Annotated in this window: 26 protein-coding genes; 18 read left to right on the top strand and 8 right to left on the bottom strand. The window is 72.2% G+C overall.

The window, feature by feature from the left end:
- Positions 1–40: 40 nt before the first annotated feature.
- A complete protein-coding gene (locus ABZ215_RS15210) occupies positions 41–1,156 on the bottom strand; it encodes an NDMA-dependent alcohol dehydrogenase (protein ID WP_354949978.1) in 1,116 nt (371 codons plus the stop codon).
- Positions 1,157–1,187: 31 nt separating this feature from the next.
- On the bottom strand, positions 1,188–2,684 hold the full coding sequence (locus ABZ215_RS15205; RefSeq protein WP_354949977.1) for an aldehyde dehydrogenase family protein: 1,497 nt from the start codon (positions 2,682–2,684) through the stop codon (positions 1,188–1,190).
- A 196-nt stretch (positions 2,685–2,880) separates the two neighbouring features.
- On the opposite strand from ABZ215_RS15205, the gene ABZ215_RS15200 reads away from it, so the two are divergent.
- From ABZ215_RS15200 to ABZ215_RS15140, 13 genes are all read left to right on the top strand, one after another.
- Positions 2,881–3,291 (top strand): Zn-ribbon domain-containing OB-fold protein, encoded by a 411-nt coding sequence (locus tag ABZ215_RS15200; RefSeq protein ID WP_020415912.1) that lies wholly within the window; start codon positions 2,881–2,883, stop codon positions 3,289–3,291.
- Entirely contained in the window at positions 3,288–4,442 is a 1,155-nt protein-coding gene (locus ABZ215_RS15195; RefSeq protein ID WP_020415911.1) for a thiolase family protein, read from the top strand. The genes ABZ215_RS15200 and ABZ215_RS15195 overlap by 4 nt, the downstream gene beginning before the upstream one ends.
- Positions 4,439–4,945, top strand: a complete 507-nt coding sequence (locus ABZ215_RS15190; RefSeq protein WP_354949976.1) for an SDR family oxidoreductase — start codon at positions 4,439–4,441, stop codon at positions 4,943–4,945. The genes ABZ215_RS15195 and ABZ215_RS15190 overlap by 4 nt, the downstream gene beginning before the upstream one ends.
- Complete coding sequence (locus ABZ215_RS15185; protein WP_354949975.1) at positions 4,942–5,667, top strand: SDR family NAD(P)-dependent oxidoreductase; 726 nt, start codon at positions 4,942–4,944, stop codon at positions 5,665–5,667. Before ABZ215_RS15190 ends, ABZ215_RS15185 begins: the two co-directional genes overlap by 4 nt.
- Before the next feature lie 11 nt (positions 5,668–5,678).
- Positions 5,679–6,692: a CaiB/BaiF CoA-transferase family protein gene (locus ABZ215_RS15180; RefSeq protein WP_354949974.1), complete on the top strand. Its 1,014-nt coding sequence runs from the start codon at positions 5,679–5,681 to the stop codon at positions 6,690–6,692.
- A gap of 47 nt (positions 6,693–6,739) precedes the next feature.
- Positions 6,740–7,411 (top strand): GntR family transcriptional regulator, encoded by a 672-nt coding sequence (locus ABZ215_RS15175; protein WP_157358355.1) that lies wholly within the window; start codon positions 6,740–6,742, stop codon positions 7,409–7,411.
- 81 nt (positions 7,412–7,492) lie between these two features.
- Positions 7,493–8,641, top strand: a complete 1,149-nt coding sequence (locus tag ABZ215_RS15170; protein ID WP_020415906.1) for a thiolase family protein — start codon at positions 7,493–7,495, stop codon at positions 8,639–8,641.
- Positions 8,638–9,009 (top strand): OB-fold domain-containing protein, encoded by a 372-nt coding sequence (locus ABZ215_RS15165; RefSeq protein ID WP_354949973.1) that lies wholly within the window; start codon positions 8,638–8,640, stop codon positions 9,007–9,009. The genes ABZ215_RS15170 and ABZ215_RS15165 overlap by 4 nt, the downstream gene beginning before the upstream one ends.
- Positions 9,010–9,020: 11 nt before the next feature.
- Positions 9,021–10,589: a class I adenylate-forming enzyme family protein gene (locus ABZ215_RS15160; protein WP_354949972.1), complete on the top strand. Its 1,569-nt coding sequence runs from the start codon at positions 9,021–9,023 to the stop codon at positions 10,587–10,589.
- Entirely contained in the window at positions 10,582–11,445 is an 864-nt protein-coding gene (locus tag ABZ215_RS15155) for an SMP-30/gluconolactonase/LRE family protein (protein ID WP_020415903.1), read from the top strand. The genes ABZ215_RS15160 and ABZ215_RS15155 overlap by 8 nt, the downstream gene beginning before the upstream one ends.
- Positions 11,438–12,589, top strand: coding sequence for an acyl-CoA dehydrogenase family protein (locus tag ABZ215_RS15150; RefSeq protein WP_354949971.1), 1,152 nt, complete (start codon positions 11,438–11,440; stop codon positions 12,587–12,589). The genes ABZ215_RS15155 and ABZ215_RS15150 overlap by 8 nt, the downstream gene beginning before the upstream one ends.
- 4 nt (positions 12,590–12,593) lie before the next feature.
- Entirely contained in the window at positions 12,594–13,406 is an 813-nt protein-coding gene (locus tag ABZ215_RS15145; protein WP_354949970.1) for a MaoC family dehydratase N-terminal domain-containing protein, read from the top strand.
- Entirely contained in the window at positions 13,403–14,194 is a 792-nt protein-coding gene (locus ABZ215_RS15140) for a CoA ester lyase (RefSeq protein WP_354949969.1), read from the top strand. The genes ABZ215_RS15145 and ABZ215_RS15140 overlap by 4 nt, the downstream gene beginning before the upstream one ends.
- Before the next feature lie 8 nt (positions 14,195–14,202).
- On the opposite strand, the gene ABZ215_RS15135 is transcribed toward ABZ215_RS15140, so the two are convergent.
- The 3 genes from ABZ215_RS15135 to ABZ215_RS15125 form a co-directional block, all read right to left on the bottom strand.
- Entirely contained in the window at positions 14,203–14,970 is a 768-nt protein-coding gene (locus tag ABZ215_RS15135; RefSeq protein ID WP_354949968.1) for an SDR family oxidoreductase, read from the bottom strand.
- Positions 14,971–14,986: 16 nt separating this feature from the next.
- A complete protein-coding gene (locus tag ABZ215_RS15130) occupies positions 14,987–15,832 on the bottom strand; it encodes an oxidoreductase (RefSeq protein WP_020415898.1) in 846 nt (281 codons plus the stop codon).
- Positions 15,833–15,953: 121 nt separating this feature from the next.
- Positions 15,954–16,871, bottom strand: coding sequence for an AraC family transcriptional regulator (locus ABZ215_RS15125; protein ID WP_354949967.1), 918 nt, complete (start codon positions 16,869–16,871; stop codon positions 15,954–15,956).
- A gap of 71 nt (positions 16,872–16,942) precedes the next feature.
- Here ABZ215_RS15125 and ABZ215_RS15120 point away from each other — a divergent pair, with 71 nt between their 5' ends.
- A complete protein-coding gene (locus tag ABZ215_RS15120) occupies positions 16,943–17,782 on the top strand; it encodes an SDR family oxidoreductase (protein WP_020415896.1) in 840 nt (279 codons plus the stop codon).
- Here the strand turns inward: ABZ215_RS15120 and ABZ215_RS15115 are convergent.
- The gene (locus ABZ215_RS15115; RefSeq protein WP_354949966.1) at positions 17,776–18,702 is read right to left on the bottom strand and encodes a LysR family transcriptional regulator; all 927 of its coding nucleotides are present in this window, start codon (positions 18,700–18,702) and stop codon (positions 17,776–17,778) included. The two genes, ABZ215_RS15120 and ABZ215_RS15115, sit on opposite strands and share 7 nt — an antisense overlap.
- 92 nt (positions 18,703–18,794) lie before the next feature.
- Here ABZ215_RS15115 and ABZ215_RS15110 point away from each other — a divergent pair, with 92 nt between their 5' ends.
- On the top strand, positions 18,795–19,889 hold the full coding sequence (locus ABZ215_RS15110; RefSeq protein WP_354949965.1) for a zinc-binding dehydrogenase: 1,095 nt from the start codon (positions 18,795–18,797) through the stop codon (positions 19,887–19,889).
- A 146-nt stretch (positions 19,890–20,035) separates the two neighbouring features.
- On the opposite strand, the gene ABZ215_RS15105 is transcribed toward ABZ215_RS15110, so the two are convergent.
- Together ABZ215_RS15105 and ABZ215_RS15100 are read right to left on the bottom strand one after the other, a co-directional pair.
- Positions 20,036–20,803 carry an alpha/beta hydrolase gene (locus ABZ215_RS15105; RefSeq protein ID WP_354949964.1) on the bottom strand — a complete coding sequence of 256 codons (768 nt, stop codon included), beginning with the start codon at positions 20,801–20,803 and terminating at the stop codon, positions 20,036–20,038.
- 114 nt (positions 20,804–20,917) lie between these two features.
- Entirely contained in the window at positions 20,918–21,562 is a 645-nt protein-coding gene (locus ABZ215_RS15100) for an alpha/beta fold hydrolase (RefSeq protein ID WP_354949963.1), read from the bottom strand.
- A 354-nt stretch (positions 21,563–21,916) separates the two neighbouring features.
- Here ABZ215_RS15100 and ABZ215_RS15095 point away from each other — a divergent pair, with 354 nt between their 5' ends.
- The 3 genes from ABZ215_RS15095 to ABZ215_RS15085 are packed head-to-tail and all read left to right on the top strand — an operon-like array spanning position 21,917 to position 24,538.
- A complete protein-coding gene (locus tag ABZ215_RS15095; protein WP_354949962.1) occupies positions 21,917–22,675 on the top strand; it encodes a CPBP family intramembrane glutamic endopeptidase in 759 nt (252 codons plus the stop codon).
- 10 nt (positions 22,676–22,685) lie between these two features.
- Positions 22,686–23,858: a histidine kinase gene (locus ABZ215_RS15090; RefSeq protein WP_354949961.1), complete on the top strand. Its 1,173-nt coding sequence runs from the start codon at positions 22,686–22,688 to the stop codon at positions 23,856–23,858.
- A complete protein-coding gene (locus ABZ215_RS15085; protein ID WP_354949960.1) occupies positions 23,855–24,538 on the top strand; it encodes a response regulator transcription factor in 684 nt (227 codons plus the stop codon). Before ABZ215_RS15090 ends, ABZ215_RS15085 begins: the two co-directional genes overlap by 4 nt.
- Positions 24,539–24,705: the final 167 nt, after the last annotated feature.

Below are 24,705 nucleotides of genomic sequence, written 5' to 3'. Positions count from 1 at the left end.
AGCGGTGTGGCCGGCCCCCATCCGGCCACACCGGCCCGGGTTACTTGGTGTAGTCGATGATCCCGCGGATGATCTTGCCGTCGCGGAGGTCCTGGTACCCGTCGTTGATCTCGTCGAGGGTGTACCGGGCGGTGATCAGCTCGTCGAGCTTGAGCCTGCCCGCGTCGTACATCCGCAGCATCTTCACGATGTCGTACTGCGGGTTGGACGAGCCGAACAGCGTGCCCTTGATGGTCTTCTGGTTGAACACCAGGTCCGAACCGGACACGTGCACCGTCAGGTTCGCCGGGTTCGCCACACCGGTGACGACGACCGTGCTGCCCTTGCCGATCACCGCGAAGGCGTCCGCGATGACCTTCTCCGTCATCACGCCGACCACGCAGATCGCCTGGTCCGCGCCCTCGCCCCAGGTCAGTTCGCGCACCGCGTCGGCGGCCTCCTCGGCGGTGGCGAACACGTGGGTCGCGCCGAACTCCTTGGCGGTCTGCCGTTTGAACTCGACCGGGTCGACGCAGATGACGTTCTTCGCCCCGGCCTGCACCGCGCCCTGCACGGCGTTGATCCCGACGCCGCCGATCCCGTAGATCACCGTGGTGTCACCGGGTTTCACCTCGCCTGCGTTGACCGCGCTGCCGTACCCGGTCGGCACGCCGCAGCCGACCAGCACCGCCTTGTCCAGCGGCAGCCAGTCGTCGACCTTCACGCACGACAGCTCGGACACGGTCGTGTACTCGGAAAACGCGCCGAGCATGCAGAACGCGCCGATGTCGCCGAGCTCGGGGTCGTGCATGCGGAAGGTGCCGTCGGGCATGCTGCCCTCGAGGATGGTGGCGCCCATGTTGCACAGGTTCTGCTTGCCGGTGGAGCAGTAGCGGCACTTGCCGCAGCTGGGGATGAAGCTGCACACGACGTGGTCGCCCTCGGCGACCCGGGTGACGCCCGGGCCGACGCGCTCGACGATCCCGGCGGCTTCGTGGCCGCCCACGATCGGGAAGCGCACGACGTTGTCGCCGTCCATCATGTGCAGGTCGGAGTGGCACAGCCCGGCGGCGGAAACCTTGAGCAGGACCTCGTTGGGGCCGGGCTCGTCGAGTTCGACCTCCCGGACGTCGAAGGGCTGGTGGTAGCCGGTCAGCACGGCGGCGCGGGTCTTCATGGTGTCTCTTCTTTCCGTTCGCGGGGGAGGGTCAGCCGTGGAAGGTCCACACGGACTTCGTTTCGAGGTAGCCGTCGAGGCTGTCCGGGCCGAGGTCGCGGCCGTAGCCGGACTGGGCGAAGCCGCCGAACGGCGCGGCCGGGTCGGTCAGGCCCCAGCCGTTGACGTAGACGGTCCCGGCGCGCAGGGCGCGGGTCATGGCGTGCTCGGTGGCGACGCTGCCCGTCCACAACCCGGCCGCGAGGCCGTAGTCGCTGGCGTTGGCGCGGCGGGCGGCCTCCTCGGCGTCGTCGAAGGGCAGCACGACCACGACCGGGCCGAAGATCTCCTCGCGCGCGCACTCCATGTCGTCGGTGGCACCGGCGATCACGGTCGGCGGGTAGAAGAAGCCGCCACCGGTCGGCAGTTCCCCGGCCTGGTGCACCTTCGCGCCTTCCGCCGCGGCCCGGTCGACGTAGCCGCGGACCCGCTCCACCTGGCGCTCGTTGACCAGCGGCCCGAAGTCGACGCCCGCGTCCAGGCCGTGGCCGATCGACAACTTGGTGGCCTCGGCGAGCAGCTTGTCCACCACCTCGTCGTGGATGTCGCGCTGCACGAACAGCCGGGACGGGGCGCTGCACGTCTGGCCGGAGTGCCAGAAGATGCCGCCCGCGGAACCGGCCACGGCGGCGTCGAGGTCGGCGTCGCCGAAGATGATGTTCGCGCTCTTGCCGCCCAGTTCGAGGGTGACCCGCTTGAGCAGGTCCGAGGCGTCCCGGGCGATCCGGCGGCCGACCGCGGTCGAGCCGGTGAACGACAGCTTGCGCACGCCCGCGTGCGCGACCAGCGCCTGGCCGGCCTCGTCGCCGTAGCCGGGCACCACGTTGAGCACGCCGGGCGGCAGGCCCGCCTCGACGGCGAGTTCGGCGAGCCAGAGCGCGGACAGCGGGGTCTCCTCCGACGGCTTGAACACCACCGGGCACCCGGCGGCCAGGGCGGGCGCCATCTTCCAGGCGCACAGCAGCAGCGGGAAGTTCCACGCCGTGATCGCCCCGGCCACCCCGACGGGTTCCCGCTCGGTGCGGACGTGGATGCCCGGGTGCGAGACGGGCACCGTGGTGCCCTGGATCTTGCTCGGCCAGCCCCCGTAGTAGAGGAAGGTCCGCGCGGCGAACTCGACGTCGATGGCGCGGGCCGCGCCGCGCACCTTGCCCGCGTCGAGCACCTCCAGCTCCGCGAACTCGTCGGCGCGGGCGTAGATCGCCTCGCCGATGCGGGTCAGGACGCGGCCGCGCTCCAGCGGGGTCATCCGCCGCCACTCGGAGGCGGGGTCGAAGGCGCGCGCGGCTGCGGCGACCGCGTCGTCGACGTCGGCCGCGCCGGCGCACGCCGTGGTCGCGATCGGCTCGCCGGTGCCCGGGTCCAGCACCGGGCGGGTCCGGCCGCTGCGGGCCTCACGGCGCTCACCGCCGATGAACAGGTGGGGTTCCGCGGCGAGGCGGGAGGCCACGACGGGAGCCAGGTCGCGGGCGGGTGTCGTCGTTGACATCAGCGTCTCATCCTCTTCGATATTTGATACAAACTGCTTGTGACGGAGGCTACGTCAGGGCGGCCACGGTGTCCAGACTGCGGTGCAAAAACCTCGAAGTAGCTGTTCAACGCATTGTTTCGCGCATGAGACTTGTCTGATCATGTATCAAACTTGTACCGTCGACGTGTTCCATCGAAGACTGCTGGAGGTTCCGATGCCCGCCGTCGCCGCGGCCCGCCCCTTCCGGGACGGACTGCTGAAGCTGACCCCGCCACGCCTGCTCGGGTCCCGGTGTGACCGGTGCGCCACGGTCTCGTTCCCGGCGCGGGAGTTCTGTCCTGGGTGCCGGGCGGTCGAGGGGATCCGCGAGACCGAGCTCTCGCCCGCGGGCACGGTGTACAGCTTCACCGTCGTCCGGCAGGCGCCGCCCGGCGTCGAGGTGCCCTACGTGCTGGCCTACGTCGACCTGCCGGAGGGAGTCCGCGTGCTCGCCCAGATCAGCGGGACCGCCCCCGAGGACGTCACGATCGGCCTGCCCGTGCACCTGGAACTGACGACCACCGGTCAGGACGCCGACGGCGCCGACCTGGTCGGCTACCGGTTCCGCGCGGAGGTGGCGGCATGACGCTCGCACCCGCCCACGTCGCCGGCGCCGGCATGATCCGGTTCGGCAAGTACCCCGCCGACGTCACCCTGGAGCGCATGGCGGTCGGCGCCGCCCGCGCCGCGCTCACCGACGCAGGCGCGGAACTGTCCCAAGTGGACGCCCTCTACGTCGGGCACGTCTTCGGCGGTCCGGTCGCCGGGCAGCGCGTCGCGGCGCAGCTCGGCCTCGACGGACGCCCGGTGTCCAACCACGAGAACTACTGCGCCAGCGGGGCGACCGCGCTGCGCGAGGCGTGGGTGGCTCTGGCCGCGGGCCTGCACGACGTCGTGCTCGTGATCGGCGTGGAGAAGATGACCGACCGGGTGTCCGGGGGCGTGCGGCCCGACCCGGGCGACCTGGACGCGGCGGTCGGGTACGTGATGGCCGCCGGCCACGGGCTCAGCGCCCGCCGCTACATGGCCGACCACGGCGCGACCCGCGAGCAGATCGCCGCGGTCGCGGTGAAGAACCACGCCCACTCGGTGCACAACCCGTTCGCGCAGTACCAGCGGCCGGTCAGCCTGCAGGAGGTGCTGTCCGCGCGGCCGATCGCCGAACCACTCGGGCTGCTCGACTGCAGCCCGATCTCCGACGGCGCCGCGGCGATGGTGCTGTGCAGCCCGGCCGGGCTGCGCCGCCTCGGCGTGACCGGCTCCGTACCGCGCATGCTGGGCTGCGCGCTCGTCAGCGGCAGCGTGCGGCCCGGCACCGGCGACGTCAACGAGGAGGACGTCTCGCGCCGGGCGGCCGAGGAGGCCTGGAAGCTCACCGGCACCGGTCCGGAGGACATCGACCTGGTCGAGATGCACGACTGCTTCACCATCGCCGAGATCGTCCGGATGGAAGGACTCGGCCTGATCCCGCGCGGCGAAGGCGCGGCGTGGACCGAAGCCGGGCACACCGCGCTTGGCGGGCGGCTGCCCGTCAACCCCAGCGGCGGGCTGCTCTCGCGCGGGCACCCGGTCGGCGCCACCGGCGTCGCTCAGGCCTGCGAGCTGACCTGGCAGCTGCGCGGCACCGCCGGGGCCCGCCAGGTCGAGGGCGCGCGCGTCGGGCTGAGCTACTGCAAGGGCGGCACGGTCAACGGAACGGACGGAGGATCGGTGACGACGCTGGTGATGTCCCGATGACGCAGGTGACCACGACCGTGCACGTGTGGGGCGGCTCCGCCGCGCTCACCGCGGCACTGTCCACACTGGAATTCCCGGTGCCCGCCGCGTGCCTGGCCCCGGACCTGCCCGGCGACCGGGATCTGGAAGCGCTGTCCGACGAGCTGCTCGACGCCGAGATCGGCGACGTGCTCGCCGGTGTGCTGGCCGAACTGCAGCGGCAGCTGCCCACGCTGTCCGGGACGGGACGGCTGGTGTTCCTGCTCCCGGCCGAAGCCGCGCTGGGCCGGCCGCACGCCACCGCGGCCGGGGCGGTCGCGGGCGGTGTGCTGTCGATGGCGCGGACGCTGGCGATCGAGCTGGCCCGGGACGGCATCACGGTCAACACCGTGCTCTACGCCGAGGGCGCCGAAACCGCGGTCGCCCACCAGGTGTCCGCGCTGCTCGCCGCCGACGGCGGCGACATCACCGGACAGGAGATCTACGTGACCGCCGGCAGCGGTCTGGGGAGGTTGCGGCCATGAAGACCGCGCTCGTGACCGGCGGCGCCGGTGGCATCGGCCGGGGCGTCTGCGAACGGCTGGCCCGGGAGGCGGACGTCGTGGTCGTCGCCGACCTCGACCCGGCGGAGGCGGCGGCGAGGATCGGGCCGAAGGCGCGGCCGATGGTCCTGGACGTCGCCTCGCCCGAGTCCCGGGAGAAGGTCGCCGCCGCGTGCGTGGCGGAGTTCGGCGGGATCGACATCCTGGTCAACTGCGCCGGCGTGCTCGAGGACGCGCGGGTCGGCCGCCTCGACCCGGCGCTGTTCCGCCGCCTGCTCGCGATCAACCTGCTCGGCCCGCTGGCCCTCACGCGGCTGCTGCTCGGCCCGATGGCGCGGCGCGGCGGGGGAGCGGTGGTCAACATCGCCTCCCGCGCCTGGCTGGGCACCTTCGGCTCCACCGCCTACTCCACGGCCAAGGGCGGGCTCGTCGGCGCCACCCGGTCCCTGGCGCTGGAGGTCGCGCGCCAGGGCATCACCGTCAACTGCGTCGCGCCCGGGTTCGTCGCCACCCGGATGACCGAGGGGCTGCCCGACCGCATCCGGGAACGCACGCTGGAGGCGATCCCGGTCGGCCGCGCCGGGCACCCCGGCGACGTCGCCGACGCGGTGGCCTACCTGGCCGGCGCCTCCTACGTCACCGGCCAGGTGCTCGTCGTGTGCGGCGGGCGCAGCATCGGCGATCCGTACCGGCAGCCGGCGTGAAGGGAACACCGATGGGACCGCTGAACGGACTGCGCGTGGTGGAGTTCGTCGGGCTCGGCCCGGCGCCGTTCGCCGCGATGATGCTCGCCGACGCCGGCGCCGAGGTCGTCCGGATCGACCGCCCCGGCAGCGAACGGGACGGCGGCATCCTCGACCGCGGACGCCGCACTCTGCACCTCGACCTCAAAGCCGACGACGGCCTGACGCGGGCCCGGGAGCTGATCACCTCCGCCGACGTGCTCATCGAAGGCTTCCGGCCGGGCGTCATGGAACGGCTGGGCCTGGGGCCGCGAGCGTGCGCGGAGCTCAACCCGCGCCTGGTCTACGGCCGCATGACCGGCTGGGGGCAGGACGGCCCGCTGGCCGCCAAGGCCGGGCACGACATCAACTACCTCGCCGTCACCGGCGCCCTGCGCTCGATCGCGCGGCGGGGACAGGCGCCGGTGCCGCCGCTCAACCTCGTCGGGGACTACGGCGGCGGCGGGATGCTGCTCGCCTTCGGGCTGCTGGCCGCGCTGCGGGAGCGTGACGCGACCGGCCGCGGCCAGGTCGTCGACGCCGCCATGGTCGACGGGGCCAGCCTGCTGATGTCCGGCATCTGGCAGCGCGTCGCCGACGGCCGGTGGCAGTCCGAGCCCGGCACGAACGACATCGACACCGGCGCGCCGTTCTACGACGTCTACGAGACCGCCGACGGCGAGTACCTGGCGGTGGGCAGCATGGAGCCGCAGTTCTACGAGCGGCTGGTGCGCGCGCTCGGCCTGGACCCCGCCCAGCTGCCGGACCAGTGGGACCGGGAGTCCTGGCCGGCCACGAAGAAGCTGTTCGCGGAGATCTTCGCCGGCCGCACCCGCGCCGAGTGGGCGGCGGTGTTCGAGCCACTCGACGCCTGCGTCACGCCGGTGCTGAGCATGGCCGAGGCAGCCGCCGACGAGCACCTGGCGGCGCGGTCGACGCTGCGGGTGTGCGGCAACCGGGTGGAGCCCGCGCCCGCCCCGCGTATTTCCCCCATCGTCGAGGAGTAACGTTGATAAAGTATCCGGCAGCAGCGACACGGGGACGGGGTGGCGGCATGGCCAGGGCGGCGCAGCCGAAGCGGCGGAGCATGAGCGACGAGGTCGCCGCCCACATCCGCGAGCGCATCTTCGACGGCACCCTCGAACGCGGGCAGCGCGTGCCGCAGGACGCGATCGCCGCCGAGCTCGGCGTGAGCCGGCTCCCGGTCCGGGAAGCCCTCATCACCCTGGAGACCGAGGGGCTGGTCGACACCGAGCCGCACCGCGGCACGTTCATCGTGCCGATCCGCCAGGAGGACATCGAGGACCACTACCGCATCTACGGGATGGTCCAGGGCCTGGCGACCGCGCGGGCGGCCACCCGGATCACCGAGCCGGTCCTGCGCAAGCTGGAGGAGCTGCACGAGCAGATGCAGCGCAGCACCGACGGCGACGAGCTGCACGACCTCAACTGGGAGTTCCACTCCCTGATCAACAAGACCGGGGGTAGCCGCCGTCTGCTGTCGGTGCTGCGCCAGCTGTCCCGCAACCTGCCCCGCTCGGTGTACGAGGTGCCCTCCGGCGGCGGTCCCGAGGCGAACAAGGGGCACGCGCGCATCCTGCGCGCGCTGCGGGACGGCGACGCCGCGGCCGCCGACGCCGCCAGCCGGGAGCACGTCCGGCTGGAGGGCGACCACGTGGTGCGCACGCTGCGGGACCAGGGCGTCCTGGCCGACGACGCCTTCTGAGCAGGCCCTTTTTTCGTCCGGGGTCTTGCTTTCTGGATTGACTTTATACATTATCAAGTATCAGACGACGAGGGAGTCGTGATGAACAGGCCACTCGCGGCCGTCGCCGGGGTGGGCACCACCCGCTTCGGCAAGCTGCCCGGCCACTCCGCCGACGACCTGGCCGGCTGGGCGCTGCGCGAGGCGCTGGCCGACGCCGGGATGGATGTCCGGGACGTCGATGGGCTGGTCGCCTGCCGGGTCACTGGCTACGAATCCTTCGCCTCGGCCCACGGCCTGCAGCCCCGGTGGTGCGTGCCGCTCCCGGCCGAGGGCCGGATGTGCGGGGCGGCGATCGAGCTGGCGACCGCCGCGCTGCGCACCGGGCAGTGCCGGACCGTGGCGCTGGTCTACGGCAACGACGGCCGCTCCGCGGGCGCCACCTACGGCGCAGGCGGCACCGGCTACACCGCGGCCGGGGAGGGCTACGGCACCGCGCCGGAACTGACCCGGCCCTACGGCATGACCTCCCCGGGCGCGTTCTCGGCGCTGATGTTCCAGCGGCACCGCCACCAGTACGGCACCACCGAGGAGCAACTGGCCGAGGTGGCCCTGACCTTCCGCCGCCACGCCGCCCTCAACCCGGCGGCGGTGATGCGCGACCCGCTCGACCTGGAGACCTACCTGGCCTCGCGCCACATCGTCGAACCGCTGCACCTGTTCGACTACTGCCTGATCAACGACGGAGGCGTGGCGATGATCCTCACCACCGCCGAGCGCGCCCCGGACCTGCCGCGGCCGCCGGTCTACGTGCTCGGCACCGCCCAGCGGGCCCAGTTTCTCGGCTCGGACTTCCCGCCCGAGGACTTCTGGGCCGGGGCGATCGGCGAGGCCGGCGCGGAGTCGCTGCGCCAGGCCGGCATCGACCGGGCCGACGTGGACGGCCTGATGCTCTACGACAACTTCAGCCCCAACGTGCTGTTCACCCTGGAAGGCCTGGGCTACTGTCCTCGCGGGGAATCCGGGCGCTGGATCCAGGACGGCCGGATCGGGCTGGGGGGTGAGCTCCCGGTGAACACCTCCGGCGGGCACCTGTCCGAAAGCTACCTGCAGGGCTGGGGCCTCAACGTGGAGGCCGTGCGCCAGCTGCGCGGCGAATGCGGCGCACGGCAGATCCCCGGCGCGACCCACATCCAGTACGCCTGCGCCGCGCCGCTGGTGTCCTCCGTCGTGTACGGGAGCCGGCCGTGAGCACCATCGACCTCACCCCGCACCTCGCCGGGCTCGAAGCCGGGCAGCTGCGCGTGGCGCGGTGCCGGGCCTGCGGGGAGTCCCGCTTCCCGCCCAAACCGGTCTGCCCGCACTGCCGCGTCCACGGCGACATCGAGTGGTTCACCGCGGCCGGCACCGGCACGGTGTGGTCCTACGCCGTGTTCCGCAAGGCCTATTTCCCGCCACCGGGGCCGCAGCCGCCGTACGTCGTCGCGGTCGTGCTGCTCACCGAGGGCGTGCAGATCATCAGCAACGTCATCGGCGGCGACGTCCGCGTCGGCCTGCCCGTGACGGCCACGTTCGAGCGCGTGAACGGCACCTCGCTGGTGCGGTTCCGGCCCGCCTGAAGGAGTCCACTGTGGATCACTACCGGCTTCTCGACCAGGACACCCTGCCCGGGGTGCTGCGTGCCCTCGGCGAGCACTTCGGCGACCACGAGGCCGTGGTCGCCGCCGACGGCCGCACCACCTTCGCCGGCCTGCTCGGCGCGTGCGAACGCATGGCCGCGGGCTACGCGGCCGCGGGACTGCGGCCGGGCGACCGGGTGGGAGTGCTGCTGCCCAACGGGCTGCGCTGGCTCACCGCGACCCTCGGCGCGCACCTAGCCGGTCTCGTCGCGGTCCCGGTCAACACCTGGTACCGCTCCTCCGAATACGCCTACGTGATCGAGCGGGCCGGGCTGAGGGCGGTCGTCACCGACGACAAGCTGTTCGGCCGCGACGTCCTCGCCGACCTGGCCCAGGCCGGGTACGGCGAGCTCTACGGCGAATCCCGCCGCGACTACCTCGGCGCGCTCACCTGGCCCGCCGGCGCCGAGCTGCCCCCGGCGCTGCCCGCCGGCCCGCCCGTCGACGTCCCGGTCGGCTCCGGCGACCTGGCGGCGATCCTGTTCACCAGCGGCAGCACCGCGAAACCCAAACCGGTCCCGCTGCGCCACGGCCCGCTGGTCGCCAACCCCCGCGAGATCGGCCGCCGCCAGCACCTGCGCCCCGGCGACCGGCTGTGGATCTCGGCGCCGTTCTTCTTCGGCTACGGCACGGCCAACGCCCTGCCCGTCGCCCTCACCCACGCCACCACGCTCTGCCTGCAGGAACGCCTCGACGGCGAGGAGGCGCTGGCCTTCATCGAGCGCGAGCGCTGCACCGTCTACTACGGACTCGCGCCCACCACGCGGGCGTTGCTGTCGGCGCCGTCGTTCGGCAAGCGCGACATCTCGTCGCTGCGCACCGGCACGTGCGGGTTCACCGCCGAGGACAAGCGCCTGGTGATCGAGGAACTCGGCGTCACCCAGGTGTGCAGCATGTACGGGCTCACCGAAGGCTACGGCCACTCCACGGTCAGCGACGCGCTCGATCCGGTCGAGGTCAAGCTGAGCACCTGCGGCACCGCGCTGCCCACGCAGCAGGTCCGGATCGCCGACGACGCCGGCGTGCCGTGCCCGGCCGGGGTGACCGGGGAGATCGAGCTGTCCGGCGCGGTGATCGACGGCTACCTCGACGCGCCCGAACTCGACGCCGACGCCATCCGGCCCGGCGGCTGGTTCCGCACCGGCGACCTGGGCTGGCTCGACGAGCACGGCCGGCTGCACTTCGCCGGGCGGCGCAAGGAGATGATGAAGATCAAGGGCATCAACATCGCCCCCGCCGAGGTCGAGGACATCCTCATCGCGCACGAGGCCGTCGACCAGGCCTTCGTCATGGGCGTGCCCGGCGAGAACGGGGACGAGGTGATGGCCTGCGTGCTGGTGCCCCGCGACCCGGGAGCCGAGCAGGACGGGCTCGTCGCCGACCTGACCGCCCACATCCGGGGCCAGGCGGCCGGGTACAAGGTGCCGTCGCGGTTCGTCCTGATGACCGCCGCCGACCTGCCGCTCACCGACACCGGCAAGGTCAGCAAGCTCAAGCTCCGCGAGGTGTTCGATGCCTGACATCCGGTTGCTCACCAGCGGCGCCGGCTTCACCGAAGGCCCGTTGTGGACCAGCGACGGCCGCCTGCTCGTGACCAGCGTGTCCCGCGGCCAGGTCCTCGAACTCGACCACCGCACCGGCGCCGTCGTGCGACGCGTCGAGACCGGCGGCGGCCCCAACGGGCTGGCCGAGGACGAGCACGGCCGGGTGTGGGTCGCCCAGAACGGGGGATCGGTGCGGCGGAGCAGCTCGCACCGCCCGGCCGCGGCGGGACTGCAGACCCTGCTCGGCGGCACGGTCCTGGACGCCCTCACCACTGGCGTGCGCGCGCCCAACGACCTGGTCCGCGGCCCGGACGGGCGGATCTGGTTCACCGACCCCGGCAGCCCCCACGAGGAGGGGCCCGGCCAGGTGCTCGCCTACGACCCGCGGGACGGCCGGCTCGAAGTGGTGGCCGAGGGGATCGACTTCCCCAACGGGCTGGCCTTCGACGGCGACCGGCTGGTCGTCGCCGCCACCCGCGAACGCCGTCTGCTCGGCTACACCTGGGACGGGGCGTCCCTGCGCTTCGACGGTGTCCTCGCCGCGCTTCCCGGCGGGCCGGACGGTCTGGCGTTCGACGCCGACGGGCGGCTCTACGCGGCCCTGCCCGACGCCGACCGGATCGCCGTGCTCGGCACCGACGGCACCCCGCTGGCGCCGATCCGCTTCCCGGACGGCACCTTTCCGACCAACCTGTGCTTCGCGGGCCCGGCCCGCGACACACTCGTCGTCACGGCGGCCAAGGGCGGCCGGGTGCTCGCCCTCGACGGCGTCGCCACCGGACCCCGGCACCTCGTGCCGCCACCCACCACTGCGAGGACACACCATGCCTGAGCTGAGCACCGAAGAGCAGTTCATCGTCGACACCGTCCGGGACTTCGTGGACCGCGAGGTCCGGCCGGTGGCGCGGGAGCTGGAGCACGACAACACCTATCCGGAGAAGCTCATCGACGCGATGAAGGAGATGGGCATCTTCGGGCTGGCGATCCCGGAGCCGTGGGGCGAGGTCGCGGTGTCGATGCCGTGCTACGTCCAGGTGACCGAGGAGCTGGCGCGCGGCTGGATGAGCCTGGCCGGAGCGATGGGCGGGCACACGGTGGTGTCGAAGCTGATCGCCACGTTCGGCACGCCGGAGCAGCGGGACCGGTACCTGCCGCGGATGGCCACCGGGGAGATCCGGGCGACCATGGCGCTCACCGAGCCGGGCGGCGGATCCGATCTGCAGGCGATGACCACCACGGCCCGGCGCGAGGGGGACCACTACGTCGTCAACGGGTCGAAGACGTGGATCACCAACTCCCGCCGCTCGCAGCTGATCGCGCTGCTGTGCAAGACCGATCCGGCCGCGACGCCCCGGCACGCGGGGATGAGCATCCTGCTGGTGGAACACGGCGACGGGCTCACCGTGTCCCGTGACCTGCCGAAGCTGGGCTACAAGGGGGTGGAGAGCTGCGAGCTGTCCTTCGACGGGTACCGCGCACCGGTGGACGCGCTGCTCGGTGGTGCCGAGGGTGAGGGGTTCGCGCAGATGATGAAGGGCCTGGAAGTGGGCCGGATCCAGGTGGCGTCCCGGGCCCTGGGCGTGGGGCGGGCGGCCTTGGAGGACTCACTGCGGTACGCCCAGCAGCGGCAGTCGTTCGGTAAGCCGATCTGGCAGCATCAGTCGATCGGGAACTATCTCGCGGACATGGCGACGAAGCTGGAGGCGGCGCGGCAGCTGGTGTTGATGGCTGCGCGTCGGTATGACTCGGGGCAGCGGTGTGACATGGAGGCGGGGATGGCGAAGCTGTTCGCGTCGGAGACGGCGATGGAGGTGGCGTTGAACGCGGTGCGGATCCACGGCGGGTATGGGTATTCGACGGAGTTCGATGTGGAGCGGTATTTCCGGGACGCGCCGTTGATGATCGTGGGTGAGGGCACCAACGAGATCCAGCGTGGCGTGATCGCGCGGCAGTTGATCAACCGGAACCGGATCTGACGCCGTGACCGAGGTCTTGGAGCGCACCGAGGTGTTGTCGCCGGAGCCGGCGCGGGCGCTGGGGGCGTTGCTGGACGTGCCGGTGCCGGACCTGGCCCGCGAGGGGCTGCCGTTGTTGTGGCACTGGTTCTACCTGCTGGAACGCCCGGCGCAGGCGGATCTGGGGCCGGATGGGCATCCGGTGCGCAATTGTGTGCCGGCGCCGCCGGGGCCGGGGCGGCGGCGGATGTGGGCCGGCGGCCGGGTCCGCACGCGCGGGGTGTTGCGGTGCGGAGAGGCGGCGACGCGGCGCACCCGGGTGGTGTCGGTGGCCGACAAGCAGGGCCGGTCCGGGCCCTTGACCTTCGTGACCGTGGAGCACCTGATCTCGCAAGGCGGGCGGGTGGTGGTGGAGGAGCGGCAGGACATCGTCTACCGTCCGGCCGCTGGGAGTCTGCCCGCGGTCTCGGCTGGGGAGGTGGTGCCGGCCGGGCCGGGGGAGTGGGCGATCGCGGTGACGCCGACGTTGTTGTTCCGGTTCTCCGCGCTGACCTACAACGCGCACCGGATTCATTACGACCGCGACTACGCCCGCGATGTCGAGGGCTATCCCGGTTTGCTGACCCACGGGCCGCTGCAGGCGCTGGTGATGGCCGAAGCCGCCCGCGCTCTTGGTGTCGGCGGTGAGGTGGAGTTCACCTACCGGCTGGTGTCGCCGCTGTTCGACCACCAGGGGCTGATCACCGCCGCCAGCGAGGAACCGGATGGGGTGACCACGGCGGTGCGGGACCTGTATGGGCGGCAGACCGCCACCGGCCAGCTGCGAGGTGTCGCATGATCGCTGGTGCGCGGAGTTTCCTGTTCGTGCCCGGCCACCGCCCCGACCGGTTCGCCAAGGCCGCCGCCTCCGGTTGTGACGTGGTGGTGCTGGACCTGGAGGACGCCGTCGGCCCCGACCAGAAGGCTTCGGCGCGGGAACATGTCCGGGCGTGGCTGGCATCTGGTGAGGCGGTGGTGCGGATCAACGGCCCCGGCACACCGTGGTTCGACGACGACCTGGCCGCCGTCGCCGACCACGCCACCGCCGTCATGGTGCCCAAGGCCGAAGACCCAGCCGTGCCGGCGTCGATCGGCACGCCGGTGATCCCGCTGATCGAAACCGCGCTCGGCGTGGCGCGGGCTGTGGAGGTCTGCGCCGCGGAGGGCGTGGTGCGGCCCGCGTTCGGCAGCATCGATCTCGCGGCCCAGCTCGGCGTCGACCACCACTCCCACACCGCCCTGCAGCACGCGCGCTCCGCGGTGGTGATCGCCGCCGCCGCGGCCGCCCGCGCCGCCCCGATCGACGGCGTCACCACTGCGCTGGAGGACCCGGCGGTGCTGCGCGCGGACCTGGCGCACGCGATCGAGCTGGGCTTCACCGGCAAACTGTGCATCCACCCGAACCAAATCGACCCCGTCAACGCCGCCTTCACCCCTTCCGGCGAGGAAGTCCAGTGGGCCAAGGAGATCCTGTCCTCGGTCACCGACGGCTCCGTCGGCGTCCACAACGGACAGATGGTGGACCGGCCGGTCGTCCTCCGCGCCCAGGCCATCCTGGCCCGGGCGCGAGAGGAAACCGCCTCTTAGGCGACCGGTCACTTGCCCCATTCGGGACCGCCGTCGGTGGCGGTCTGGCCACCGTCGACGGCGAGACTCGCGCCGGTGATGAACGCCGCCTCGTCGCTGGCGAGGAACGCGATCGCGGCGGCGACCTCGTCGACCTGCCCGGCGCGGCGCAGCGGGATGCGCTCCCACGCCTTGCCGAGCAGCGCTTCGTCGGCCATGATCTCCGAAACCATGTCGGTGACGGTCAGGCCGGGGCAGACGACGTTGGCGCGGACACCGTCGGCGCCGTGGTCACAGGCGACCGCGCGGGTCAGGTTCGCCACCGCCGCTTTCGCCGCGCAGTAGGCCGCGTGGCTCCAGCCGCCGCCGAGCGAGGAGACCGATCCGACGTTCACGATCGAGCCCTTGCTCGCGGTGAGGGCGGGCAGGGCGGCGCGGATCATGAAGAACACGCCGTCGAGGTCCGCGCCCATACAGGCGCGCCAGTCCTCGTCGCTGGTGGCGGGCACGGAACCGACGAGGTTCATCCCGGCCGCGTTGACCAGCGTGTCGATCCGGCCGAAGCGGTCCAGGGCGGCGGCCACCACGGCGTCGCAGTCGGCCCGGACCGAGACGTCGGCGACGTGGACGAGGACCCGGTCCGCGGGCATCGTCCGGGCGGCTTCGCGCAGCCGCTTCTCGCTGCGCCCGGCGATCACGACGCTCGCTCCTTCGGCGAGCAGGCGGCGGGCGGCGGCCTCACCGATGCCGGAACCGCCGCCGGTGACGACGGCGACCTTGCCAGTGAAGCGGTTCATGGTGTTCCTCCGAGTGTCAGTTGTGGACGGTGACGGGGTAGTCGGCGCCGCGGGTCACGGATTCCCAGCGTGCGAACTCGTCGAGGGCGGCGCGGAACCGGCCGACCGCGGTGTCGTAGGCCTCATTGCCCAGCAGCAGACGCTGCGGGCGGTCCGGCGCCTCGACGGCCTGTACCACGGCGCGGGCGGCGCGGTCGGGGTCGCCGGCCTGGCGACCGACGGACTCGTGGTAGGCCCGGCGTGCCGCGCCCGCGGTCGCGTCGTAGTCGGCGATCGGCTGGGTGGTCTCGGCCGAGGAGCCGGCCCAGTCGGTGCGGAACGCGCTCGGCTCGACGGTCATCACGCCGATGCCCAGCGGAGCGAGCTCGTGGCGAAGGGTGTCGCTGAGGCCCTCGACCGCGAACTTGGTCGCGCAGTAGTAGCCCACGGCCGGGAACCCGGCCAGCCCGCCGATCGAGGTGAGGTTGACGATGACCCCACTGCGGCGGCGGCGCATGCCCGGCAACGCCGCGCGGACCATGCGGGAGACGCCGTGGAAGTTGACGTCGAACAGCGTGCGGATCTGTTCCTCGTCGCTCTCCTCGACAGCCGCGAAGTAACCGACGCCGGCGTTGTTCACCAGAACGTCGATCTGTCCGAAGTGGTCCTCCGCCGCCCGGACAGCCGCCCGCACCTGCTCGTCGTCGGCCACGTCCAGCGGGAGGACCAAGGCCTGCCCGCGGTCGGCCAGATCCGCGATCGTCTCGGTGCGCCGCGCGGTGACGACCACCCGGTGGCCGAGATCGAGCAGATGCTCGGCCAGGCTACGGCCGAACCCGGTCGAGCACCCGGTCACGAACCACACCGATGCCCCTGCGGTCATGTGTTTTCCTTTCCTTGCCTTGACTTCCGGCAGGATCAGGATGCCCGCGGCGACGGACCCGCAGAGCGCGCAAGGTGGCCCACGTTGTCCCCCGACAACCGCAACCACCCAGCCGAGGCCGCTAAACAGAAGGCTGCCGGCGCGCGTACCGGCCGGGAGCTGATCCGGTGACACGGGCGAACGCCGTGCTGAACGCGCTCGTCGAGCCGTAGCCGATCTGCCGGGCGATCTCGGCGATCGATTGGTTCCCTTGCCGCAGAGCGCGTTTGGCGATGGCCATCCGCCAGGACAGCAGGTACTCGATCGGCGTCAGGCCCACACGCTGGGCGAACCGCTCGGCCAAGACAGATCGAGAGATCCGCGCCTCGGCCGCCAGGTCGGCCACCGTCCAGGGCCGGGCGATGTCCGCGTGGATCGCGTGCAGGGCAGCCGCCACCGGCGGGTCGCTCAGGCCCGCCAGGAGGTTGGCCGCCGGGTGCTCCAGCGTCGCCGGAGCACTGCGCAGCGCCTCGACCAGCATCACCTCGACGAGCCGGGACAGCACCAGCGACCCACCGGGCCGGTCCGCGCCGGCTTCGTCCCCGATCAGTTCGAGCAGCTTCGCGATCCGCCCGGCGCCGTCGGTGCCCGCCCGCAGGTGGACCACCGTCGGCAGCAGGTCCAGCAGGAGATGGGCGTTTTCCGGCTCGATCGCGAAATGCCCGGCGAGCAGCCGCACAACTGGCCCGCCCTCGCTGCCCAGTCTCAGGTGGTTGTCCGGGGCGCCGGCCAGCGCCCGTTCCCCGTCGACGACGTCCCCGCCGAGGTCACTGCTGAAAGTGAAGGCGGGTGGGCCGGACAGCAGCAGGAAGTCCCCCTCCGCGAGTGGGACCGGGTCTCCCTCGCACCGCAGCCAGCACTCGCCGGCGGTGACCACACCGAAGTTGACGTCGGAGTTCGCCTCGAACCGCAACCCCCACCGCCCGGAGCCCTCGATCTGCTTCCAGAGGACGACGCGCGGTTGCAGCAGGCCGATCACCTCGGCCAGAGGATCAGTCATCCGGACGCTCGCCAACTATTATCGGAGCTTTGATGATAGACAGTCCGGGTGGCGGCGTCGAGACTTGATGTGTGAGCACAGAAATCCGCAAGACCGTCCTGATCACCGGCAGCTCCTCGGGGTTCGGCAAGGCCACAGCCGAGCTCTTCCTGGACCGGGGGTGGAACGTCGTCGCGACGGCCCGCCGCCCGCTGCCGGAGGACCACCTCGGCCCGGCCACCGAGCACCTGCTGACCCCCGTACTCGACATCACCGACCCGGACTCGATCCAGGCTGCCCTCCGGGACGCCCTGGCCCGGTTCGGCCGGCTCGACTGCGTCGTCAACAACGCCGGCGCCGGGCTGTTCTCCGTCTTCGAGTCCACCCCGATGGCCACCGTCCGGGCGCTGTTCGAGACCAACGTCTTCGGGATGATGCAGGTGACGCAGGCCGCCCTGCCGATCCTCGCGGCCCAGGGCGGCCGTCTGATCGCGATCAGCTCCGGGGCCGGGATCGTCCCCGAGCCACTGCTGTCGGTGTACAGCGCGACCAAGTTCGCCGTCGAAGGCTTCACCGAATCCCTGCGCTACGAGGCGGCCGCGCGCGGGGTCTCGGTCAAGCTCGTCGAGCCCGGCTTGGTGCGGGGGACCAACTTCCTGGCCCGCACCGCCGAAAGCGCTCAGGCCGTCCCCGTCCCCGCCGGTTACGAGCCGCTCGTGCGACAGGTGATGGGCGCGTTCGAGCAGGAGGGGCCCTACCGGCTCGCGACCGCCCGGACGGTGGCCGAAGCCGTCGTCACCGCGGCCGAGGACGACAGCACCCAGCTCCGGTACCTGGTCGGCGAAGACGTCGAATTCTCGGCCCGGATGCGGCGCGAGACGTCCGAAAAGGACTACAACGACTGGGCACTGGCCCGTGTCGGCGCTCAGTGAGCTCGCCGGCGCTCGGAGCTCTGATCGAGGACGGCCGAGGTGATCGCCTGGGTGACCGCTGAGATCGCCGGCGTGGCAGGGCCGGGGAGCCGGGCGACGAGGACCCTGCGGATCTCCGGTGGCGCGCCCTGGACCCGCAGGGGGATCACGCCCGGCGGCAGCACCGGCGACAACCCTTCCGGGATCGTGGTGACGCCGAAACCACCCGCCACCAGATGCAGTTTCGTCAGCCAGTCCCGTGCATTGTGGACGATGTGCGCTCGCCCCGGCAGGCCCGGCCAGACACCGAGCAGTGGCTCCCCGCTCGAGGACGGGCTGGCGATCCACGGCGCGCCGACCAGTTCGTCGACGTGCACGGACGTGCGGCCAGCGAACGTGCCGGTGGCCGACGCCGCCACGAGAAGCTCGATGTCCTGGACGACCGTGGTGTGCAGCCGCGGCGACTCGCCGTCCGGTGGGCGGTGCGGCGGGCGCGAGGTGAGCACGGCGATGTCGATGGAACCGGTGCGCAACGCCCTGGCCATGCCCGGCGTGGTGCCTTCGCGGGTGGAAACCCGGACCCCGGGCGCCGTCCTGGCGAGCCGGGCGAGTGCGGCGGGCAGGATCACCGGGCCGGCGCTGAGGACCAGCCCGAGCCGCACCAGTTCCGTGCGGGGAGCCGCACCGGTCAGGTCACGCTCGGCCGCGTCGACCGACTCCAGGATCGTCCGGGCATGGCGCAGCAGCGTCAGCCCGCGCTGGGTGAGCCGCACCCCGTCGGTCCGCCGCTCGAACAAGGTGGCTCCGACGCTGCGTTCCAGCGCGATCGCCTGGCGTGAGACCGCGGACTGCGTGTAACCCAGCTCCGCAGCGGCAGCGGTGAAGCTGCCCGATTCGGCGATCTGACACAGCACCCGCAGGCTCGCGCTCGACACGTCCATGCTGACCACGCATACCAGAGATGCCGGATCGTCGCTTCCCGCATGTCCCTGCCGCGCCTAGCGTGGCGGAGGACGAGACAGGAAGGTTTTCCATGCGTGCAGCGACACTCACAGCTTTCGGTTCCCCGCTCAAGGTGCACGACGCGCCGGACCCGCGAACCGGCACCGGTGAGGTGCTGGTCGAGGTCCTGGCGACCTGCGTGCCCCCGTACGCGGCCGATGTGTTCAGCGGCGCCCGGCGCTATCCGCTGGAACTGCCGGTCGTGCCGGGTGTCGGCGGCATCGGCCGGGTGGTGAGCGTGGGGCCGGACGCCACCAAGCTCAAGGTGGGGGACGTGGTGTGGTGCGACTCGACGGTCCGCGCCCGCGACGACGCCCTGACACCGGACATCACGCTGCAGGGGTGGAGCTCCCGCGGCGAGGGCGGCGCCAGGCTGGCCCGGTACTTCCACGACGGACCGTTCGCCGAACTCATGCGCGTTCCCACGGAGAACGTGTACCCCCTGCCCGCCGGGGCCGCGGCCGATCCCGAACGCTGGTCCGTGCTGGGGGTGCACACCATTCCCTACGGCGGGCTGCTGGCAGGCCGGCTCGAGGCCGGGGAGACGCTGCTGATCAGCGGGGCGACCGGCAACCTCGGCAGCAGCGCGGTGGCCGTCGCGCTGGCCATGGGCGCCGGGCACGTGGTGGCCCCGGGCCGCAACCGGGCCGTCCTCGACCTGCTCGCCGACCGGTTCGGCGCGCGGGTGAGCCCGGTCGAGCTCAGCGGAGACGAAGACACCGACCGCGCGGCCATGGCGGCGGCCACCGACGGCCGGATCGACATGGTGCTCGATCTCCTGCCGCCCGAGGCGCCCAGCTCGGTGGCCCGCGCGGCCGCCATGACGGTGCGCGAGTACGGGCGGGTCGTGCTGATGGGTGGCGTCGGCATGCTCGGCGGTGCGGATCTTGCCCTGCCCTACCCCTGGATCATGCGCAACTCGGTGACCGTCCGGGGCCAATGGATGTACCCGCGCGAAGCGAACGTCGGCATGATCCGCCTCATCGCGACGGGAGCACTGGACCTCGCGCCCGAGCGCATCACCCGGTTCGGCCTGGACCAGGTCAACGAGGCTGTCGCCCACGCCGCCGCCCACGGCGGCCCCTTCGACCGCACCGTCCTCACCCCGGGGGCAGGCAGTCGCTAGCCGGATGCCGAGGTGAGCGGGTTCGTGCCGATCGGAACCAGGAAAGCGGGCAACCTCAGCATGTCGGTCGACGGTTTCGGAGCCGCGCTGCGGCCCGGACCCGAGGGCTCCGAGAACGTGCCGTGACCGTGACCCATACCGCTCGGTCATCGCTGTGGGACGTCGGTGCAGTAGAGGTTCTCGTCCGGTAGCCGGCCGGTGGTCAGGAACGTCACCGTCGCCTGGTCGACGCAGGTGGAGCCCTGGCCGTAGACGTAGTGACCGCCGTTGTCGGCGCCGACGAAACCCGCGCGCCGGCCGAGGACCTCGGCGAGCCCGAGGCCGTCCTCCCACGGGGTGGCGTTGTCCCGGCGGTTCTGCAGGATCAGGGTGTTGCGTGGTCCCTCGCCGGTCACCGCGACGGGCTCCTCGGCCGGTTCGGGCCAGAAGGCGCACGCCCAGATGTTGGCGGGCATGCCTGCGGTGAGCGGCCAGGCCGCGCGGTCCGCGGCGGCGCTCCGGGCGTAGGTGTCGACGTCGCGCGACCACCGCGCATCACCGCAGATCAGTGCCAGGAACATGGTGGCCTGGTTGTCGGCAGGCACTCCCGGCGTGGCCGGCGGCGCGGCGAACACCTGCTGCAGCACCTGGCCGTCCGCGTCCGTGAGCGCGCCGTCGGCCAGGTGTGCGGCGGCCGACCAGAACTGGGCCAGCACCGGCAGGGTCTCGTTGTGCAGCAGGAGGCTGTAGGTGACGTTGCGCAGCATCGATCCGGCCAGAGCCACTCCCGCGCCCGGTACGGGGGCGGGAGTGCGGTCGAGGCGGTCGGCGAGTGCCAGGTAGTTGCGGGTGACCTCGTCGGCGGTGCTGCCCAGTCCGAGCACGGCGTCCTGCGCGGCGGCGATCCGGGCCGCGTCGGGGAAGCGGTCCGCCATGCCCTTGCCCCAGTTGTCCGTCGCGTGGGCCCAGACCTTCCTGGGATCGACGTTGCCCTCCAGGACGACCCGGTCGGCGCGGTCGGGAACAGCGACGCGTAGACCGCGCCGAGGTTAGGTGCCGTAGGACTCGCCCCAGTAGGAGATCTTCTCCTCCCCGAGAGCCACCCGGATGCTGTCCATGTCGCGGGCGGTGTTGGCGGTGGTGAAGAACTTGAGGTCGGTGCCCGCGTTCGTCGCGCACCGCTCGGCGACGGCACGAGCGCGGTCGACGTTCGCGGCGATCGAACCGTCCGCGGCGGGGTAGGGGAAGAGGCCGGCGACGGACGGGTCGTCCAGACCGCAGCTCCTCGGCGCGCTGTGTGCAACCCCGCGCGGGTCGAAACCGATCAGGTCGTAGGCCGCCAGCACCGACTCCGGCAGGGTCGGCGCCATGACACCCGGCATGTCCAGGCCGGGCAGGGCCGGACCGCCCGGGTTCAGCAGCAGGACACCGCGCCGCTCCTGGGACTGCGCGGAAGGCAGCTTCGAGACGGCGAGGTCGATGATGGCGCCGCCAGGGTTCCGGTAGTCCAGCGGAACTTTGACTATGCCGCAGACGAGCCGGGGATCACGACTGGCGCCCTCGGCCAGTGGCGGGCACGTGCCCCAGGTGACGTGCGGCGGGGCGGTCGCCTCGGCGACGGTCGGTGGCGCGGCATCGTCCGCGTCCGGGTTGCAGCCCGCCAAAGTGGCGACGGCGAGCCCCACCGCCGTCACCAGCCCGGCGAACCTCCGGGAGACTGATGTGTGGTGTTTCGTCAACGCCCTCGCCCTCCAGTTTTCCAGGGCTTTGATGGCCCAGCCGCAACCTAGTGAGCGACCGGAGCGGCGCGGATCCCCTTGGCGTGGACACTTCGGTAGTCCGCACCGGGATCCCCCGAGCGAGCTACGCGAATCGTCGTCTCTGCGGGGATTCCACGCCGGCCGTGCGCTCGTAGCGTTCGTGGCGGTCACCGGTTCGCGGTGGCCAACGGGTCAACCGGGAGGTCGGAAGTGGACGCGGGAGTTGTGGCGAGCACGGGTCACGGAGCTGGGAAGTTCGGCCGCGTTCTGCGGTTTCCGCTCGTGTGGATGCTCGTGGGGATCGCCGGTGTCGGCGGGGTGTCGGCGCTGACCTCCGGCGGGCCGCCGGTGCTGGCCGCCGTCGGGGCTGTCGCGGCGGTCCCCGTCTACTGGCTGGTCATGCGCTACGTCGCGCGGCGGAGCACGCCGGAACTTCTGTCGGCGCGGGCGGTGCCCCGCGCGCTGACCGGCGTCGTGCTCGGGGTCGTGTTCATCGCCACCTCGGTGATCGTCGTGATGACCGAGTTCTCGTTCACCGGGTCCTCGGGCGACAAGGGCGCGATCGTGGCGAGCGTGGTGGCGGTGCAACTGGGAGCGGCGGTGACCGAGGAGCTGATCTTCCGCGGGTTCGCGTTGCAGGCACTGGAACGGTTGTTCGGCAGCTGGGTCGCGCTGGCCGTCACCGCGGTGTTCTTCGGTCTCGTGCACCTGGCCAACCCGGGCGCCACGCTGTGGAGCTCGTTCGCGATCGCCGTCGAGGCCGGTGTGCTGCTCGGCGCCGCGTTCCTGTGGTGCCGCGACATCTGGCTGGCCGTCGGCCTGCACTTCGCCTGGAACACCAGCGTGGGGCTGCTCGGCATCCCGGTCTCGGGGCACCCGGGCGCGGGCCTGCTGGTCGCCCAGCCGACCGGCCCCGACCTGCTCACCGGCGGCGGTTTCGGCCTCGAGGCGTCGATCGTGCCCGTCATCGTGAGCCTGGTCCTCGCCGTGCCGATGCTCGTTGCCGCGCGCAGGCGCGGCAACCTGGTGCCGATGCGCCGTCGCTAGACTCCGGCGGGTGCTCGCCGACACGGCCGCCCCCATCCGCGCGGTGGTCCGCCAGTGGCCCCGTCTCCCGGTTCTCGTCAAGGACACCGCGTTGGCGGTGGTCGTCGCGGTGCTGGACTTCGTGCCCGCGATCTCCCACATCGGGCCGGAGATCGGCGACCTCCCGCGGCGCGACGCCGGCGCGGTGGCCGGGCTGGTGCTGACCCTGGCACTGTGCCTGCCGCTGGCGGTGCGGACCCGGTGGCCCGCCGTGTGCCTCGCCCTCGTCGGCAGCGCGTTCGCCGCCGGTCAGGTGCTCGGCTACCCGGACACGTTCGGCAAGATGGGGCTCCTCCTGGCGTTGTACGCCGCCGGTGCGCACCTCGCCCGGTTCCGTCGCAGGCTGGCGGCGGCGGTCACGGCGGCCTACGCCGTGCTCGCGGTCGTCCTGCACACCCTGGGGGCGCCCCCGCGGTTCCTCGACTACCTCGCGTTCTACTTGATGATGGCGGTGATCTGGTTGGCAGGGACCGGGGTGCGCCGGTGGCGTGCGGAACAAGCCGAACGCGAGCGGCTGGCCGCTGAGGTGGCCACGTCCACCGAGCGGGCGCGGATCGCCCGCGATCTGCACGACGTGGTCACCCACCACGTGACGGCGATGGTGGTCCAGGCCGACGCGGCGCAGTTCCTGCTCGAGGCGGAGCCGGCACGCGCCGGGGACGGGCTGAGCGCCATCAGCGACACCGGGCGCCGGGCGCTCACCGAACTGCGGGCGCTGCTCGACGTGCTCGAGGTGACCGGCGAGTCCCCGGTCCGGACGCCGGCCATCGGGCGGGTGAGCGACCTGGTCGAGCAGGCCCGGTTGTCCGGACAACCCGTCGAATGGACCGAAGAAGGCGTCAGCAGGCCGCAGCCCGTCGACGTGGAACTGGCCGCCTACCGCGTCGTGCAGGAAGCGCTCACCAACGCGATCAAGCACGCGACCGGGCAACCGACCACGGTCCTGCTCCGGCACGGCCGGGAGAACCTGGAGATCGAGGTGACCACCACCGGGCCCGTCACCGCACCGGTGGCGCCGTCCGGCGGACGAGGGCTCCGCGGGCTCCGGGAACGGCTGCGGATGCTCGATGGCGACCTGGTCGCCGGACCACGCCCGGACGGCGGTTTCCGCGTGCACGCCCTGATCCCGGTCGGCGCCGCATGACCGCGCCGATCCGCGTGCTGATCTGCGAGGACCAGGAGCTGGTGCGCACCGGTTACGTCACCGTCCTGTCGTCACCGCCCGACATGACCGTGGTCGGCGAGGCGGCGGACGGCCGCGAGGCGGTGGAGATGGCGCGCCGGTTGCGCCCCGACGTGGTCGTGATGGACATCCGCATGCCCGTCCTGGACGGCATCGAGGCGACCAGGCAGATCGCCGGCCCCGGCGTCGAGGCGCCGCCGAAGGTGCTGGTCGTGACCACCTTCAACGTCGACGCGTACGTCTACGAGGCGTTCCGCGCCGGTGCCAGCGGTTTTCTCCTCAAGGACGCCAAGCCGGCCCAGCTGGTCGAGGGCATCCGCACCATCGCCCGCGGCGAGTCCCTGATCGCCCCGGCCGTCACCCGGGGCTTGATCGGCCACTTCGCGGAACGGCTGCGCCCGGCCGACCCGTCCCGCGCGGCGAGGGACGAGGTCGTGCGGGCCCTGACCCCCCGCGAGCTGGAGGTCTTCGAACAGCTCGCCGCAGGCCTGTCCAACGCCGAGATCGCCGCGGCGCTGGTCCTGTCCGCGGAGACGGTCAAGACCTACGTCTCCCGCATCCTCAACAAGCTCGACCTGCGAGACCGCGTGCAGGCGGTCGTCCTCGCCTACCGCGTCGGTTTGGTGTCCGATGTGGACTGACGCGGTCGGTGCCCGATCAGCCACTTGTCGAGGGTGGCGCCCTTGGCTCGGCGATCGCGCAGCTGGTAGGCGCGGAGCCAGACCGCCGTCGATGCCGTAGCGGGGAATCCGGTCGTAAGCCTCCGTGCATCCCGCAGAGAACGGCCGGCCGGAGTCTCATCGCACTT

This window comes from Amycolatopsis sp. NPDC006131, assembly GCF_040614175.1.
GTDB lineage: Bacteria > Actinomycetota > Actinomycetes > Mycobacteriales > Pseudonocardiaceae > Amycolatopsis_E > Amycolatopsis_E tucumanensis.
The sequence above is the reverse complement of the archived record's forward strand: the minus strand, read 5'-3'. Positions and strand labels throughout refer to the sequence as shown.

Coding starts and splice junctions, on each gene's coding strand:
- ABZ215_RS15210 (WP_354949978.1), bottom strand. CDS start 1,156: ATGAAGACCCGCGCCGCCGTGCTGACCGGCTACCACCAGCCCTTCGAC.
- ABZ215_RS15205 (WP_354949977.1), bottom strand. CDS start 2,684: ATGTCAACGACGACACCCGCCCGCGACCTGGCTCCCGTCGTGGCCTCC.
- ABZ215_RS15200 (WP_020415912.1), top strand. CDS start 2,881: ATGCCCGCCGTCGCCGCGGCCCGCCCCTTCCGGGACGGACTGCTGAAG.
- ABZ215_RS15195 (WP_020415911.1), top strand. CDS start 3,288: ATGACGCTCGCACCCGCCCACGTCGCCGGCGCCGGCATGATCCGGTTC.
- ABZ215_RS15190 (WP_354949976.1), top strand. CDS start 4,439: ATGACGCAGGTGACCACGACCGTGCACGTGTGGGGCGGCTCCGCCGCG.
- ABZ215_RS15185 (WP_354949975.1), top strand. CDS start 4,942: ATGAAGACCGCGCTCGTGACCGGCGGCGCCGGTGGCATCGGCCGGGGC.
- ABZ215_RS15180 (WP_354949974.1), top strand. CDS start 5,679: ATGGGACCGCTGAACGGACTGCGCGTGGTGGAGTTCGTCGGGCTCGGC.
- ABZ215_RS15175 (WP_157358355.1), top strand. CDS start 6,740: ATGGCCAGGGCGGCGCAGCCGAAGCGGCGGAGCATGAGCGACGAGGTC.
- ABZ215_RS15170 (WP_020415906.1), top strand. CDS start 7,493: ATGAACAGGCCACTCGCGGCCGTCGCCGGGGTGGGCACCACCCGCTTC.
- ABZ215_RS15155 (WP_020415903.1), top strand. CDS start 10,582: ATGCCTGACATCCGGTTGCTCACCAGCGGCGCCGGCTTCACCGAAGGC.
- ABZ215_RS15150 (WP_354949971.1), top strand. CDS start 11,438: ATGCCTGAGCTGAGCACCGAAGAGCAGTTCATCGTCGACACCGTCCGG.
- ABZ215_RS15140 (WP_354949969.1), top strand. CDS start 13,403: ATGATCGCTGGTGCGCGGAGTTTCCTGTTCGTGCCCGGCCACCGCCCC.
- ABZ215_RS15135 (WP_354949968.1), bottom strand. CDS start 14,970: ATGAACCGCTTCACTGGCAAGGTCGCCGTCGTCACCGGCGGCGGTTCC.
- ABZ215_RS15130 (WP_020415898.1), bottom strand. CDS start 15,832: ATGACCGCAGGGGCATCGGTGTGGTTCGTGACCGGGTGCTCGACCGGG.
- ABZ215_RS15125 (WP_354949967.1), bottom strand. CDS start 16,871: ATGACTGATCCTCTGGCCGAGGTGATCGGCCTGCTGCAACCGCGCGTC.
- ABZ215_RS15115 (WP_354949966.1), bottom strand. CDS start 18,702: ATGGACGTGTCGAGCGCGAGCCTGCGGGTGCTGTGTCAGATCGCCGAA.
- ABZ215_RS15110 (WP_354949965.1), top strand. CDS start 18,795: ATGCGTGCAGCGACACTCACAGCTTTCGGTTCCCCGCTCAAGGTGCAC.
- ABZ215_RS15105 (WP_354949964.1), bottom strand. CDS start 20,803: ATGGCGGACCGCTTCCCCGACGCGGCCCGGATCGCCGCCGCGCAGGAC.
- ABZ215_RS15095 (WP_354949962.1), top strand. CDS start 21,917: ATGCTCGTGGGGATCGCCGGTGTCGGCGGGGTGTCGGCGCTGACCTCC.
- ABZ215_RS15085 (WP_354949960.1), top strand. CDS start 23,855: ATGACCGCGCCGATCCGCGTGCTGATCTGCGAGGACCAGGAGCTGGTG.